Source organism: Rhodococcus sp. IEGM1428 (assembly GCF_050321865.1).
Classification (GTDB): Bacteria; Actinomycetota; Actinomycetes; order Mycobacteriales; family Mycobacteriaceae; genus Rhodococcoides.
The window spans coordinates 625,423-639,849 of record NZ_JBNQFW010000002.1 but is presented as its reverse complement, the minus strand read 5'-3'; the positions used below and the strand labels follow the sequence as shown (position 1 = coordinate 639,849).

Genomic DNA, 14,427 nt, shown 5'->3' with positions numbered 1-14,427 from the left:
CTCTACCCCACCAGGCATCGGTCGGCCGGTCCGGTGTCACGGGGTCAGGCGTCGGAGCAGGTACGTGTCCATCACCCAGCCGTGTGCCGCTTTGACCTCGTCGCGGGCGCGGCGGATGTCTGCCAATACGTCGTCGAGTGGCCCCGCCACCAGCTTCTCGTCGACCGTGCCCAGGTTGGCACCCCAGTGAATGCCCCACCCCGCGCCGGTCAGCGCGCTGCAGGCCAGGTTGCCGTCGAGCATGACCACCAGGTTGTCCAGCCCGGCGGCGATGTCGCCCGCCAGGTTGCGGCCGGTGGTGATGACGATCGGTCCGCCGATGCGATTGAGTACCAGCCGGTGACTCGCAGCCAGCATCGACACACTGGAGATGCCCGGTGTGACATCGAACTCGATGTCGCCGCGCAGTGCAGCCAGCCTCTCGACGACGCGGATAGTGCTGTCGTAGAGCGCGGGGTCTCCCCAGACGAGAAAACCGACGACGGTGTCCTCCGCGAGACCGTCGAGCACGTCGGCGTACGCGCGGGCGCGGGCGTCGTGCCAGTCGAGGACGGCGGTCTCGTACTGCCGGGGCGACCGATCGCGCGGCGGGTCGGGTACCTCGATCACCCGGTAGCTGCCACCGTGGTGACGCTCGAGGATCTCCTGCCTGGCTGCTCCGAGATCGCCGACGGACGCACCCTTGTCGGCCACGATGAACACGTCCACGGCCCGGAGCTTCCCGACGGCCTGCACCGTCACCTGGTCCGGATGTCCGCCGCCGATGCCGATCAGATGGATCCTCACGAGCGGTCCCGGCAGGCGTCGTACAGGTGTGATTCGACGACGACGCGTCGAGCGAGAGCGGGCCCCACCAGGATGACTGCAGCCTGACGCAGCCCCGCGGCCTCGACCTGATCGGCGATGTCGGCCAGGGTGCCGCGCAGGATCAGCTCGTCCGGATTGCTGGCGTGGAAGACGACCACGACGGGGCAATCCGGCCCGTAGAACTCGGTGAGCTCGTCGGCGATGAGTCGGGTGCGGGTGATCGCCAGGTGCAGCGCGAGCGTTGCCCTGGTGGCGGCGAAGTTCTTCAGCGCCTCGGTGTCGGGCATCGCCGTCGAGCGGGCCTGCGCGCGGGTGAGCACCACCGACTGCGTCACCTCGGGAACCGTCAGCTCGACGCCCAGTGCGGCAGCTGCGGCCGCGTAGGCAGGCACGCCCGGGGTGACGTCCCAGGGCACGCCTGCGGAGTCGAGTCGGGCGGACTGTTCCGCCAGCGCGGAGTAGAGGGACGGATCGCCAGAGCACAGGCGGGCGACGTCCTCCCCGCGCTCGTGTGCGGCGACGAGTTCGGCGGTGATGGCGTCGAGGTCCAGCTTCGCGGTGTCGACCAGGCGGGTGCCGGCCGGGCAGTGTTCGAGGATGGCGTCGTCGATGTAGGTACCGGCGTACACGCAGACCGGGCTGGATCGTAGGAACTCGACGGCCCGCAGCGTGAGGAGGTCCGCAGCGCCTGGTCCGGCTCCGATGAAGTGCACAGTCACAGCTGAAAAGCGTAGGCGGGCGGGAGTGGAGCCTGCGGAACGACCCAGACAAACGGAGTGGAGCCTGCGGAACGACCCAGGGGTGCAAGCCCCGACGCGCCGCGCCACTGGAACTTCCCGGCTGTGGCTAACTGTCAAGCTAAGGTTTAGCCTTGTGTCTGATGGGACTCATGTTGCTGATGTGATTCGTGATGTTCAGCAATCGGGATCCTACGACGCGTACCTACCAACAACCAGGGAGTACCGCCTTGCCGAACCGTCGAACGAAGCCGTCGATCGTTCTCGGTGCTGTCGCACTACTCGCCGTCGCGACCCCCTTTGCGGTCGCCGGCCTCACCGACAGCACGACAACCGGAGTTCGACCGGCCAACGAGACAACCCCGGTCACCGTGCCGACCACGATCGTCGAGACCGCACTCAGCGCAGCACCGGACATCGTGATTCCGCTGCAGGAGCTCACCGGCCTGCCGCTGCCCGATCTGCGGCTCTCCGATCTGAAGTACCTGCCGCTGCCGGATTCCATCGTGATCCCGCCGATCCAGATCCCCGACATTCCGGGCCTGACCACGCCCGCGCCGGGGAACGCGACCGCGCAGGCGCCGATTCCCCGGGTGGACGCATCGGCACCGGTCAACCCCGAAGCTGCCGACCCCACCGGGCCGCCGCTCGGTGCGGCAGTCAAGGAAATCTCGCAGGACACCCCGTTCAGCATGGTGGCGTTGACCTCCGAGCAGCTGAACGGTGCGTCTGCACAGGTTCGCCGGCAGCTCGAGGACGGTTCCTGGGGACCGTGGCTGCAGACCGCACCGGTGGACAGCACTGCCGACGACTCCGCTCCCGCTGCGGGAAAGCAAGGTACCGAACCGATCTTCGTCGGACTGACCAAGGCCGTGCAGGTGCTGCTGACGCCTCTGACGAGCAGTGCCGCTCCCGAAAGCTTCGCGGCTGCACCTGTTCCCGAGGTTCCGGTCGTCGAGTTGCCCGCTGCTGACGCACCGGCCGAAGCTCCTGCTGCAGATGCGCCTGCCGCCGAGGCTCCCGCTCCCGCCGCCGAGGAACAGCCCCTCGGCTACACCCCGGCGTCGTCGAGCAAGCCACTGCGCCAGCAGGATCCGGCTCCCGTGGACCCCGCGGCCCCGATCGAGCCTGCTCAGCCCGAGGCTGCACCGGAGAGCTCGGCCGAGCAGTTGGCCTCGGCAGTGAACGACATCAGTGCCGTACTCATCACCCCCGGCACGTCCCCGGCCGACTCCGCACTCAGCGACCTCGCCACTCCGGTGGCGGGCGATGCAGGCCCCAACGTCATCACCCGCGCCCAGTGGGGTGCCGACGAGTCGATCCGTTGCGCCAACCCGACAATCGACGATTTCATCGGCGGTGCCACCGTGCACCACACCGCGGGCAGCAACGACTACTCCAAGTCCGAATCGGCCGAAATCGTCCGGGCCATCTACGCGTACCACGCGCAGACGCTCGGCTGGTGCGACATCGGCTACAACGCTCTCGTCGACAAGTACGGTCAGATCTTCGAGGGCCGCGCCGGCGGCCTGGACAAGCCGGTCCAGGGTGCCCATGCGGGCGGGTTCAACGAGAACACCGTCGGTGTCGCCATGATGGGCGACTACTCCACCGAGGATCCCTCTCAGGAGACCGTCGACTCGGTCGGCAAGTTCCTCGGCTGGCGACTCGGCAAGGCCGGTCTGGATCCGAAGGGAACCACGACGATGACCTCCGAGGGAACGGATTTCACGTTCATCGGCAAGGGCAAGACCGTCGACCTTCCGGTGATCTTCGGGCACCGCGACGTCGGCAACACCGAATGCCCCGGTGACGCCGGATACGCCCGGCTCGGCGAGATCCGCGACATCGCGGCTGCCAACCTCGGCGGCGGGGATGCCACACCGGCGTCACCCGATACGACCGACACCGCTCCCGACACCGCGGTGACCGACCCGGCTCCGTCACGCCCGGGCACCGATGCCAGTTCCACTCTGGGCGAGAACATCCCGGCGCTGGTCGCCGAGCTGCAGCGTCTGGCGTCGACCAGTCCTGTTGCGCAGAAGTGGTTGGCCTCGGGCGGCGAGACCGGCTCACTGGGCGTACCGGTGAGCGGCCTGGTGCAGGTGAGCGGCGGCCGTGAGAAGGCGCAGTTCCAGAACGGCGAGATCATCACCAACATGGCCGGTCAGGCTGTGGCCGTCATCGGCAAGATCTTCCAGCAGTACCTGCAGCAGGGTGGCGTCGACGGCGTCCTCGGTCTGCCGATCACCGACGAGTTCAAGGTGCCGGAGGGCTTCCGGACGGACTTCGAGAACGGTTCGTTGATCTTCAACGAGCTCACCGGAATCGTCACCACGGTGATCAAGACGTACAACGACACGTACAACGCGGAAATGCAGAACCCCGCTGCGGCACCGGTGGAACCGGCACCCGCACCGGAGCCTGCACCCGCAGGCTGAGATTCCCGCGAAAGGGCCGGGTCACTGTGGTGACTCGGCCCTTTCGCGTTGGGGTGGGTACCGTGACGTGATGTCTACGCGGACGCGCTTCGTGTTGTTGTCCTCGATCCCCCAGCTGGTGTGGCTCGTGCTCGTCGCCGTAGCCGTCGTCGGTTGCTGGACGGCCGAGAACGGCGGCCAGTGGGCCGGATCTCTACTGCTGATGTTCGCGACGTTCCTGTTCGCGTACTTCTTCTCGGTACCGTCGTCGACGACGTTCGGCATTCCGTACGTTCCGATCAGCGCGATGCTCCTGCTGGTGTGCGCGGTATCGGCCGTGCGAATCGACGACTGGACCGGCGGGTTCGACACCGACGCCTTCTCGTTCGAAGCGGTGCTCACCGTCTGTGCCGTCGCGGCTGCGGTTGCCAGTCGCCAACTTGCCGTGCGTGATTCGACGACTCTCCGGTTGCACTTTCCGGTCGCCGGTGGGCGGTGGGAGGTGGCCGCAGGCGAGGGCAGACTGTTCAATCATCACTGGGAGGCACCACTCCAGCGCGCGGCACTCGATATCGTCGCGGTGGATCGTCGTGGTTCCTCGCATCGCGGGGTTCTGGCCGGTTGCGACGAGGACTACTACGCCTTCGGTTCACCCGTGCACTCCCCCGTCGACGCCGAGGTGGTCCGATGCGGCGACGGACTGAACGACGGCGCGCTGAACCCAGCGAAACCGGCGGGAAATCACGTGGTGCTGGGAGCCGGGTCGGAGGAGATCCTGATCGCGCATCTGAAGAAGGGCAGCGTTGCGGTCATCGCGGGGCAGCGAGTGAGGGCCGGCCAGTTGCTGGGAGTCGTCGGAAATTCGGGCAACTCCACCGAGCCGCACCTGCACATTCACGCCCAACGTGACGGCCGTCCGCTGCGCATAATGTTCGACGACGTCGGCGGCCGGATGTGGCCGGGTCGACGCGTCACCCGCCACTGATCCGGGACCGACGCGTCACCACCAGCGTTCGAGAACCTGCGCCACTCCGTCTTCCGCATTGGTGACGGTCTGTTCGTCGGCGGCCGCGACGGCAGCCGGGTGCGCGTTGCCCATCGCAACGCCGAGTCCGACCATCGACAGCATCGGCACATCGTTCGGCATGTCACCGAAGGCGACGATGTCCGATACGTCGACCGACAGCGTCTCGGCCACCTTGGCCAGTCCCGACGCCTTGGTGACCCCCGGGGCCGACAGCTCGATGAGTCCGTTGTCGGTGGAGAACGTCAGGTCGGCGCGGCCGGAGATCAGCGGCGAGAGAATGTCGGCCATGTGGCCGCTGGTGGATGCCGAGAGCCGGATCAGCAGCTTCACCGCGGGGACGTCGACGACGTCGTCCTCGGTCATCTCGACGTTGTCGGGGTTGAGCCACGCATGCTCGTAGCCGGGCGAACTGACGAACTGCGGTGTGGCCGAGTCGTGTGCGGTCTGCCCCACTCGCTCGGCGGCCAGACCGCAGCCGGGCAACGCGCGGTAGGCGACGTCGGCCAACCACTGCAGCGTCTCGACCGACAACGTCTCGGCGCTGAGCACCCGATCGGTGGCCGCGTCGTAGATCACCGCACCGTTGGCGCACACCGACATCGGTGCGTATCCCAACTGGTCGACGACCGGCTGGATCCATCGCGGTGGCCTGCCGGTGGACAGCACGAACGGAACGCCGTCGGCGACCACGGCCGAGACGGCACGCTTGGTGCGTTCGGTGACGCGTTCATGCTGGTCGAGCAAGGTGCCGTCGACGTCGCTGGCAACGAGTCGGGGGGCGAGGCGGGTGGTGTTCGGCGCGTTGGTCATCGTGACGTCATTCTGCCCTAGTGTCGAAGAGCCCTGTTTTCGACATGCACGTCTTCGATGTGGAAGGAACGGTAGATGACATCTGTGAACCGTCAGATCCGATTGGCTCAGCGCCCGGTGGGACGTCCCGACGACTCGACGTGGGACCTCACCGAGGAGCCGATTCCCACCCCGGGCGACGGCGAGTTCGTCGTCACCGTCGACTACGTCTCTCTCGACCCGGCGATGCGCGGCTGGCTCAACGATGCACGGTCGTACGTGCCGCCCGTCGGCATCGGCGAGGTGATGCGCGCGCATGCCGTGGGACGGGTGCTGGAATCCCATCACCCCGATTTCGCTGTGGGAGAGATCGTTTCGGGATCGTTCGGCGTCACCGAGCATGCTCTGTCGGATGGCACGGGAGTGCAGAAGGTCGACGAATCCGTCGCACCGGCACCCACGTGGCTCGGAGCCCTCGGTTTTCCCGGATTGACGGCATACTTCGGCCTGATGGACGTCGGCAAGCTGACCGAGGGCGATACCGTCGTCATCTCGGGGGCCGCAGGAGCCGTGGGCAGCATCGCGGGTCAGATCGCGAAAGCCAAGGGTGCCACCGTGATCGGCATCGCCGGTGGACCCGAGAAGTGCGCGTGGCTCACCGAAGAACTGGGCTTCGACGCGGCGATCGACTACAAGAACGAGTCGGTGTACCAGGGCCTGAAGGCGGCTGCGCCGAAGGGCATCGACGTGTACTTCGACAACGTCGGCGGTGAGATCCTGGACGCAGCCCTCTCACGTCTGCGCAAGGGAGCGCGAGTAGTGCTGTGCGGGGCCATCTCCGGCTACAACGCCACCGATCCCCAGCCCGGTCCTGCGCACTATCTGTCCCTGCTGATCAATCGCGCATCGATGACGGGCTTCATCATCTTCGACTACCTCGACCGGTACCAGGAGGGTATCGATGCCCTGTCCGAGCTTCTCAGCAGCGGCAAGATGACCGCACGGGAGCAGATCGAGATCGGTGGCGTCGCCGCCTTCGGATCGACACTGAACCTGTTGTTCGACGGTGCCAACACCGGCAAACTGGTTCTCGAGGTCGGCGAACGCCCCCACGACTCGGAATTATGACGGCCACTCGTTCGTTGGACCCCATGTATCGATCGATAGAGCATAAGGAGTAACGATGTCTGCAGCCACCGAAACCGCCATCCTCGCCGGAGGGTGCTTCTGGGGAGCCGAGGAGCTGGTCCGCAAGCTTCCGGGAGTGGTCTCCACCCGCGTCGGATACACCGGCGGCGAGGTTCCCAACGCGACGTACCGCAACCACGGCAACCATGCCGAGGGCCTCGAGGTCGTCTACGACCCCACCCAGACGTCCTACCGCGATTTGCTGGAGTTCTTCTTCCAGATCCACGATCCGTCCACCAAGAACCGTCAGGGCAACGACATCGGTGCCAGCTACCGGTCGGCGATCTTCTACCTGAACGACGAGCAGAAGCGCGTCGCCGAGGACACGATCGCCGACGTCGACGCGTCGGGACTGTGGCCGGGCAAGGTCGTCACCGAGGTGACCCCGGCAGGAGACTTCTGGGAGGCCGAGCCCGAGCACCAGGACTACCTGCAGAAGTACCCCGAGGGATACACCTGCCACTGGGTACGTCCGGACTGGAAGCTGCCGCGTCGGGCAACCGCCTAGAGCGGCTTCGCCGCAGGTGAGCGAAACTTCGTAGCAGGGGTCGAAATTTCGCTCACATGGATGGGGCAGCCAGGTCCGACATATCGAGCACGAATCTGTACCGAACGTCGTTGGCGGCCAACCGGTCGAAAGCGTTGTTCACCTGAGCGGACGGCATCGTCTCCACGTCGGCGACGATGCCGTGTTCGCCGCAGAAGTCGAGTAGATCTTGGGTGTATCGGCGTCCACCACTGCCCGCCGACGCCAGACTCTTCCGGCCGATCAGCAGGTCCATGAAATCGACGGTGGTGGAGCCGAGATAGCCGACGGTGCACAGTGTTCCGTCGAGCGCGAGGCAGCGTAGGTACGGCGCCAGATCGTGCTCGACGGGCACGCAGTCGATGATCAGATCGAGACCACCTGCCAGTGCTTTCATCGCGGCATCGTCGGTCGAGACGACAGTGTGATGAGCCCCTAACTTCTGCGCATCGGCGGCTTTGCTTGCGCTGGTGGTGAATACAGAGACCTCGGCTCCAAGAGCGCGGCCCAGCTTCACCGCCAGATGGCCGAGCCCACCGATTCCGGCTACCCCCAACCTGACGCCAGGGCCGACGTTCCAGCGACGCAACGGCTCCCACACGGTGATGCCGGCACACATCAGGGGTGCCACTGCCGCTGGGTCGAGGTTTTCCGGGCGGTGGTAGACGAACCGAGCGCGAACCACGTACTCGTTGGAATACGCACCGCGAGTGGTAGTTCCGTCGTGTCGGTCACGCCCACCGTAGGTCAGTGTCGGGAACTCTCGACAGAAATTTTCCTGACCCACCGTGCACATATCGCACCGACCACACGAGTCGACGATGTTTCCGACGGCCACCGCATCGCCGACGGCGAAGTCCGTGACGCCGGAACCGATCTCGGTCACCTCCCCGACGAACTCGTGCCCGGGCACAACTGGAAAGTCACCTGGATTCCGAGTGGAGTGCAGATCGGTGTGGCACACCCCGCAATACGTCACTCGCACGGCAATATCGTCGTCGCGAAGATCTCGTCGATCGAATGTCCATTGCTCGAGTGGCGAGGTCTCGTCGACGGCTCGGTACCCGGTCGTTGTGCGCATGTGTGAATCCCTTCAGAAGTAACCAACTGGTTGGAAACAGTAGCGGGTCGTGACTCCACTTTCAACCAACCAGTTGGAAATGTATGGTTCTCGCATGGGCAATTCGGCTGCTACCCGCGCTCGGCTGCTGGCCGCCGCCACCGAGGAATTTGCGACGCACGGCATCGCTGGAGCACGGGTGGATCGAATCGCAGGGGCGGCCGCGTCGAACAAATCGTTGATCTACAGCTACTTCGGCAACAAGGACACCTTGTTCGACGTCGCATTCGACACGCGAGTCGACACCGATATCGAGAACATCGCCTTCACTCCCGAGGACCTGCCCGGGTACGCGGTGAAGCTCTACGACATGTACCTCGGCGACCCCATGCTGGTACGCCTGCTGACGTGGGCGCGGCTGGAGCGAACCCCGGCCGGGCCGCTGTTCGACCGCAGACCCGGACACGATGACGAGAAATTCTCGATGATCGCCGACGCCCAACGAGACGGACTGCTGGTGGACGACGTGGACGCCGCAGACATCTGGTCGATGCTGATCGCGTTGGCCGGCACGTGGGCTCAGGCGGCGATCATCCACACCGCCGACAGCAACGAACCCGTCGCCGACCACGACCGACGACGGGCTGCCCTCGCCACCACCGTCCGGCGGGCGTTCTGTCGATCCCCGGGTGGGTGAAGAGGCGGTCGAACTACCGCGCAGATGGGAGCGGAACTTGCGACACTGATCCGGTGACCTCCGACAGAACCCCTCGGTCGATGGCCGACGTGCTTCGTTCACCGCGTTTCTGGCTCGCTCCGATCGTCGTTGTCTCGGCGTTGATGTCGTTCCTCGCGGCCCTGTATCTGGGCGGCGTTCTCGATCCGCGGGGCAACTTGCACGACCTGCCCATCGCGATCGTCAACCAGGACGAGGGTGACACCCTCGCAGGCGAGCAACGAAATATCGGCAACGACATCGTCGACGGCTTGATCCAGAACGTCGACTCCGAGAAGGTCGCATTCCGCGAGGTCGGCCCGGCGCAGGCCGAATCGCTGCTGTCCACGGCCGAGGTCTACGGCTCCATCGTCATCCCCAGTGATTTCACCAAGAGAATGGGAATCCTAGCGCAGGCGAGCGTGATTCCCGGCGATGTCGAAAAGCCGATCATCACGGTGTACACCAATCCGCGGGCGGGCAGCTTCGGGATGTCGCTCGTCACCGGGGTGGCCACTCCTGCATTCGAATCGGTGAATCAGACTGTGGGCGAACAGATATCCGATCAGGTTCGCCAGCAACTCGGAGACACTCCGCTGGCGGGCGCGAGCGCACTGACGTTGGCGCAGCCGATCAATGTGATTGTGGCCCAGCATGATCCACTGCCCGACGGTACCGGCGGGGGCCTGTCTGCGTTCTACTACGCGCTATTGCTCGTCTTGGCGGGGTTCACCGGTGCGACCATCGTGAGCACACTCGTCGACGGGCTACTGGGGTTCACCCCCACCGAAATCGGCCCGAAGTACATCCACCGAGGACCCACCCGGATCAGCCGGTTCCAGACCCTGCTGGTCAAGTGGCTGGTGATGTTCGTTCTTGCCATGTTCGTGTCCGGCCTGTACTTGCTGATCAGCCACCTGCTCGGCATGCCCATCACCCATGCGTGGACCCTGTGGATGTACGGCGCGTTCGCGATCATCGCCGTCGGATTCACAGCGCTGGCAGTCATGTCCGCATTCGGCACAGCAGGGTTGCTGATCAACTTGGTCGTTTTCATCATCCTGGCACTGCCATCCTCGGGCGGCACGATTCCCCTCGAAGCGAGCCCGCCGATCTTCACGTGGCTGGCGCAGTTCGAGCCGATGCATCAAATCTTTCTCGGCACCCGCTCGATCCTGTACTTCAACGCCTCGCCTGACGCCGGCCTGCTGCATTCGGTGGGTATGACGTCTCTCGGGCTGCTCATCGGGCTCGTCTTCGGCCTGGTGTTCACCCTTCTCTACGACCGCAAGGGCCTCGACAGAAGCCTCGATTCTCCGGGCGTTATCAGCTGACGCCGGTACACTCGATCCAATGCTTGCTGTTGACCCGGCCGGAAGCGTGGCACCCAGACGTGCCTTCCACGCTTACCTCGACGTCGCCATCGTCGTGCTCGTACTCGTGGGCACCAACCTCATCGCGCACTTCACCACGGCGTGGGCCAGTATCGCGACGGTTCCTATCGCCGCAGTTCTGTTGGTCGTTCTCTCGAACCGCCGTGGCCTGGGCTGGGCCGAATTGGGCCTGTCACCGAAACAGTGGAAGACGGGTTCGCTGTACGCGCTGGGAGCCGTCGGAATCGTCCTCACGGTCGTTGCGATCGGCGCGTTGCTGCCGCTGACCCGCCCGTTCTTCATGGCCGATCGGTACGCGACCGTCTCGGCCGCTGTGATCGCCTCGATGATCGTCATTCCACTGCAGACCGTGATCCCGGAAGAGCTCGCGTTCCGCGGGGTTCTGCACGGAACGCTGGGCCGGATCTACGGCGCACGGGGCGTGTTCGCGGCAGGATCTCTGCTGTTCGGACTGTGGCATATCGCGTCCTCGCTGGGCCTGACGGCGGGCAACGTCGGCCTCAGTGGGTTCCTCGGCGGCGGACTGTTCGGGCAGATCGTCGGCATCGGGCTGGCTGTCATTGCAACGGCCGCGGCCGGCGTGGTCTTCACGTGGCTGCGCAGCCGCAGCGGAAGTCTCATCGCACCCATTGCCCTGCACTGGTCGTTGAACGGACTCGGTGCACTGGCTGCCGCCCTCGTGTGGCACGCATCGATGAACTGATACCGATGAAAGACGATCTGCACCAGTACCTTCGCATCGCACGCCAGAACATGGTGTGGAAACTCGACGGCCTGACCGAATACCAGAAGCGTCGGCCGATGACGGCGACCGGAACGAATCTCTTGGGTCTCGTCAAGCACCTGGCGATCGTCGAGTACGGCTACTTCGGCCTCACGTTCGGTCGCGAATTCCCACCTCGTTTCGCGGAACTGGAGGCATCGGCCACGGCCCGGCTCAACGCCGACATGTGGGCCACGGCCGATGAGTCGTCCGAATCCATAGTCGCCTTGTACCGCGAGGCCTGGACGTACGCCGACAAGACCATCGATTCGTTCGACCTGGACACAGTCGGACGCGTCCCGCACTGGCCGGTGGAGAAGCAGGAAGTCACGTTGCATCGCGTGCTGGTGCATATGTGTATCGAAACGAATCGACATGCCGGGCACGCAGACATACTGCGCGAATTGATCGACAACTCCGTTGGACTGCGCCTCGGCAACGAAAACATGGCCGACGGCGACGCAGCGTGGTGGGCGCAATACCGATCCGAGCTGGAAACAGTTGCGCAAGAAGCTGATCCAAGTTCTTCCGACGATATGACGGATTGACCTACGAGTTCGTTCGAGACGGAGACTCCCATGGATTCCAGTCGTACCGAAGAATCTTTGCGGACATCTTTTGCCGACGACTCCCCGGCTACGGATTGGCGGTTTGTGATGCAGCAGAGTCCGAGATCTGGAGCAGACCGTTCGATGACGCAAGCTTCGGCGATCGACCGCCGAAGGCGTGTGGGTAAGCCGCAAGGGCGATAGATCGCACGTGTACGACTGCGTGGCGGGTTGATACCACGGGCCACCGACAAGTTTGATCTCACGAATCCTTATGCAAGACAATAGTTTTCGATTGCACTATGATTGTCAGTCGAACGCACGTTCGATACACTTGATCCATGACAACGGAGATCTGGCAACTGAGCGAGGCAGAACTCCTCGCCGACGCTGCTGATGTCTCCCACCGAATCCAGTTGCTCGAAGCCCGACGTATCGCCCTCGTCGCCGAGATCGATACTCGCGTCTCCCGCGAGAAGCTCGGCTTCCCCGGGCCCGCCGGTTGGCTCACCTCCACCACCCTGCTCTCCCCCAGTAAAGCGACCAAGATCGTCGCCCTGGCCCGCGGACTGAAGAACTTCCCCGACATCGCCGACGCCGTGAACACGGGCGTCATGTCCGTCGACCATGCCGCTCTGATCCTCGCCTTCGCCGAAACACCACCGAAGAACCTCCCGCAAGAAGGCCAGGACATCGCCCGCGCCGCCATGATCAAGGCTGCGAGCGGACCCGGCGCACGTGCCGGCCGCATCCGCGAAGCGATCACCAAACTCGAGGACACCTTCGGCAGCAAGAAACTTCCCCCCGAGGCCACCGACCGCAACGAACTCTTCGCCTCCACAACCCTCAACGGGCGGCTGGTGCTCAAGGCCGACTTCGACGCTGTCACCGGAGAAAAACTGCTCACCGCACTCTCACAGCTCACCGAACCCCAGCCCGCCGCCGACGGCACTCAAGACGAACGCGGCCCCGCCAAACGCCGCGCCGACGCCTTCGGACACATCCTCGACCGCTACCTCGCCTCCAGCAACCGACCCACCGAGGGCGGAGAGAAGCCGCACGTCAACCTACACATCAGCCTCCGCGATCTCACCGACCTCCGCAGCACCATGAACGCCGACAGCGACTCTGACTCTGAGAATGGCAGCATCGCAACCGAATCCGACAACGACAGCCGGCCAGCCACCGCCGATCGCGGCGCGTATCGCGACTTGTTCGGCGACGGCACCACCGTCGGTTGGATGCCCTGGATGGGACCACTCTCCCGCAATACGTCCCGCCAACTGGCCTGCGATTGTCTTCTCACCGCCATCGTCATGGACGAGAACGGTTCCCCGATCAACCTCGCTCGCACCGCCCGCACTGTCACCGCGAAACAGAAACGCGCGTTGACCGCCCGCGACCACGGGTGCGCGTTCCCCGGCTGCGGCAAACCCGCAGCCTGGACCGAAGGCCACCACATCTGGCACTGGACCGACGGTGGACCCACCGACATGAACAACCTCGTCCTGCTCTGCGGATTCCACCACCGACTCATCCACCATTCGGATTGGGAAGTGTTCATCGCCGCCGACAACCACCCCTGGTTCATCCCACCGGCCACCGTCGACCCCTCCCGAGAACCCGACAATCCCACGCCCGAGCCGGCCCCCACATCACATAACCACCGACAACGAGACCAGCCCCGCACCGAGAACACGGTGCGGGGCTGGAGGAGGTTGAGCTCAGGAACCCGAGGGAGCTGCCGGCGGTGCAGGCGGAGTCCCACCATCAGCGGGACCTGCCGGCGGTGCAGGCGGAGTCGCACCATCAGCGGGAGCTGCCGGCGGTGTGGGAGGAGTCGCACCATCACCTTCGGCGGGCGGAGCCGGCGGCGTCGCACCGTCTTCCGGTGCACACACAGCACCACCCGGGCCACCTGCGCCCGGTCCACCCTTACCCGGACCGCCCTCAGCGGGGCCACCCTTGCCCGGACCACCCGCGGGCGGGGCAGGCGGAGTTGCGCCGTCACCCGGGGCCGGCGGTGTTGCACCGTCAGCCGGTGCGGGGGCCGTCGAACCGTCGGTGGACTCCGGGGCTGCCGGTGTGCTGGATGCGTCCGATCCGCCACCACCGTCGGTCCGCTGTCCGAGGGCGGACGACGACGCCGCCGTGGAAACGCCAGGCGAAACGTCGGGTCCGGTGGCTGCGAACACTGCCGCCGTCACCAGGGCTCCGACGGCGAGACCCGCTGCTGCGGTCGCTGCCAGCGGTACGCGTCCCCTCCAACGCTTCGGCTTGTTCGCCCGAGCTGTGTCGGCCTCGGCACTCGGTGCGGGCTCGGGGTTCGATGCGGCGGGAATCGGCTGAGTCTGATCGTTCACGTTCACTCCTTGTTCGGACTGTCTCGTTCGTTTCGTTCTGTCACCGACATTGCCGCCGCTAGCTGAAGACACCCTGAAGCCGGGCGCATC

Annotated in this window: 13 protein-coding genes; 9 read left to right on the top strand and 4 right to left on the bottom strand. The window is 65.2% G+C overall.

Translation table 11 applies throughout. The features are described 5' to 3' along the window. Window positions 1–36 precede the first annotated feature (36 nt). Entirely contained in the window at window positions 37–786 is a 750-nt protein-coding gene (cobF, locus tag ACQR3T_RS11600) for a precorrin-6A synthase (deacetylating) (protein WP_428693490.1), read from the bottom strand. Next, the gene (gene cobM / locus ACQR3T_RS11595) at window positions 783–1,526 is read right to left on the bottom strand and encodes a precorrin-4 C(11)-methyltransferase (protein ID WP_428693489.1); all 744 of its coding nucleotides are present in this window, start codon (window positions 1,524–1,526) and stop codon (window positions 783–785) included. The genes cobF and cobM overlap by 4 nt, the downstream gene beginning before the upstream one ends. A 248-nt stretch (window positions 1,527–1,774) precedes the next feature. On the opposite strand from cobM, the gene ACQR3T_RS11590 reads away from it, so the two are divergent. Both ACQR3T_RS11590 and ACQR3T_RS11585 read left to right on the top strand, forming a co-directional pair. Beyond that, window positions 1,775–3,985 carry an N-acetylmuramoyl-L-alanine amidase gene (locus tag ACQR3T_RS11590; protein WP_428693488.1) on the top strand — a complete coding sequence of 737 codons (2,211 nt, stop codon included), beginning with the start codon at window positions 1,775–1,777 and terminating at the stop codon, window positions 3,983–3,985. Window positions 3,986–4,055: 70 nt separating this feature from the next. Further along, window positions 4,056–4,949: a M23 family metallopeptidase gene (locus ACQR3T_RS11585; RefSeq protein ID WP_428693487.1), complete on the top strand. Its 894-nt coding sequence runs from the start codon at window positions 4,056–4,058 to the stop codon at window positions 4,947–4,949. A gap of 15 nt (window positions 4,950–4,964) precedes the next feature. Here ACQR3T_RS11585 and ACQR3T_RS11580 read toward each other — a convergent pair whose 3' ends face one another. Further along, a complete protein-coding gene (locus ACQR3T_RS11580) occupies window positions 4,965–5,801 on the bottom strand; it encodes an HAD family hydrolase (RefSeq protein ID WP_428693486.1) in 837 nt (278 codons plus the stop codon). A gap of 75 nt (window positions 5,802–5,876) precedes the next feature. On the opposite strand from ACQR3T_RS11580, the gene ACQR3T_RS11575 reads away from it, so the two are divergent. Beyond that, window positions 5,877–6,908: an NADP-dependent oxidoreductase gene (locus ACQR3T_RS11575; RefSeq protein WP_032381072.1), complete on the top strand. Its 1,032-nt coding sequence runs from the start codon at window positions 5,877–5,879 to the stop codon at window positions 6,906–6,908. Between the two features lie 55 nt (window positions 6,909–6,963). After that, a complete protein-coding gene (gene msrA / locus ACQR3T_RS11570; RefSeq protein WP_032381071.1) occupies window positions 6,964–7,476 on the top strand; it encodes a peptide-methionine (S)-S-oxide reductase MsrA in 513 nt (170 codons plus the stop codon). A 52-nt stretch (window positions 7,477–7,528) separates the two neighbouring features. Here the strand turns inward: msrA and ACQR3T_RS11565 are convergent, their stop codons facing one another. Then, the gene (locus ACQR3T_RS11565; protein WP_428693485.1) at window positions 7,529–8,575 is read right to left on the bottom strand and encodes an NAD(P)-dependent alcohol dehydrogenase; all 1,047 of its coding nucleotides are present in this window, start codon (window positions 8,573–8,575) and stop codon (window positions 7,529–7,531) included. A gap of 94 nt (window positions 8,576–8,669) precedes the next feature. On the opposite strand from ACQR3T_RS11565, the gene ACQR3T_RS11560 reads away from it, so the two are divergent. The 5 genes from ACQR3T_RS11560 (at window position 8,670) to ACQR3T_RS11540 (ending at window position 14,403) form a co-directional block, all read left to right on the top strand. Then, window positions 8,670–9,251, top strand: a complete 582-nt coding sequence (locus ACQR3T_RS11560) for a TetR family transcriptional regulator (RefSeq protein ID WP_428693484.1) — start codon at window positions 8,670–8,672, stop codon at window positions 9,249–9,251. Between the two features lie 53 nt (window positions 9,252–9,304). Further along, entirely contained in the window at window positions 9,305–10,603 is a 1,299-nt protein-coding gene (locus ACQR3T_RS11555) for a YhgE/Pip domain-containing protein (RefSeq protein ID WP_428693483.1), read from the top strand. A 19-nt stretch (window positions 10,604–10,622) separates the two neighbouring features. Next, window positions 10,623–11,366 carry a CPBP family intramembrane glutamic endopeptidase gene (locus ACQR3T_RS11550; protein ID WP_032381067.1) on the top strand — a complete coding sequence of 248 codons (744 nt, stop codon included), beginning with the start codon at window positions 10,623–10,625 and terminating at the stop codon, window positions 11,364–11,366. A 5-nt stretch (window positions 11,367–11,371) separates the two neighbouring features. Beyond that, on the top strand, window positions 11,372–11,974 hold the full coding sequence (locus ACQR3T_RS11545) for a DinB family protein (protein WP_428693482.1): 603 nt from the start codon (window positions 11,372–11,374) through the stop codon (window positions 11,972–11,974). 341 nt (window positions 11,975–12,315) lie between these two features. Next, window positions 12,316–14,403: a DUF222 domain-containing protein gene (locus ACQR3T_RS11540; RefSeq protein ID WP_428693481.1), complete on the top strand. Its 2,088-nt coding sequence runs from the start codon at window positions 12,316–12,318 to the stop codon at window positions 14,401–14,403. Window positions 14,404–14,427: the final 24 nt, after the last annotated feature.

What these genes read in the sequence shown, in the direction of transcription:
- ACQR3T_RS11585 (WP_428693487.1), top strand. Translation starts at nt 4,056, where the DNA reads ATGTCTACGCGGACGCGCTTCGTGTTGTTGTCCTCGATCCCCCAGCTG.
- ACQR3T_RS11580 (WP_428693486.1), bottom strand. Translation starts at nt 5,801, where the DNA reads ATGACCAACGCGCCGAACACCACCCGCCTCGCCCCCCGACTCGTTGCC.
- ACQR3T_RS11575 (WP_032381072.1), top strand. Translation starts at nt 5,877, where the DNA reads ATGACATCTGTGAACCGTCAGATCCGATTGGCTCAGCGCCCGGTGGGA.
- msrA (WP_032381071.1), top strand. Translation starts at nt 6,964, where the DNA reads ATGTCTGCAGCCACCGAAACCGCCATCCTCGCCGGAGGGTGCTTCTGG.
- ACQR3T_RS11565 (WP_428693485.1), bottom strand. Translation starts at nt 8,575, where the DNA reads ATGCGCACAACGACCGGGTACCGAGCCGTCGACGAGACCTCGCCACTC.
- ACQR3T_RS11560 (WP_428693484.1), top strand. Translation starts at nt 8,670, where the DNA reads ATGGGCAATTCGGCTGCTACCCGCGCTCGGCTGCTGGCCGCCGCCACC.
- ACQR3T_RS11550 (WP_032381067.1), top strand. Translation starts at nt 10,623, where the DNA reads ATGCTTGCTGTTGACCCGGCCGGAAGCGTGGCACCCAGACGTGCCTTC.
- ACQR3T_RS11545 (WP_428693482.1), top strand. Translation starts at nt 11,372, where the DNA reads ATGAAAGACGATCTGCACCAGTACCTTCGCATCGCACGCCAGAACATG.
- ACQR3T_RS11540 (WP_428693481.1), top strand. Translation starts at nt 12,316, where the DNA reads ATGACAACGGAGATCTGGCAACTGAGCGAGGCAGAACTCCTCGCCGAC.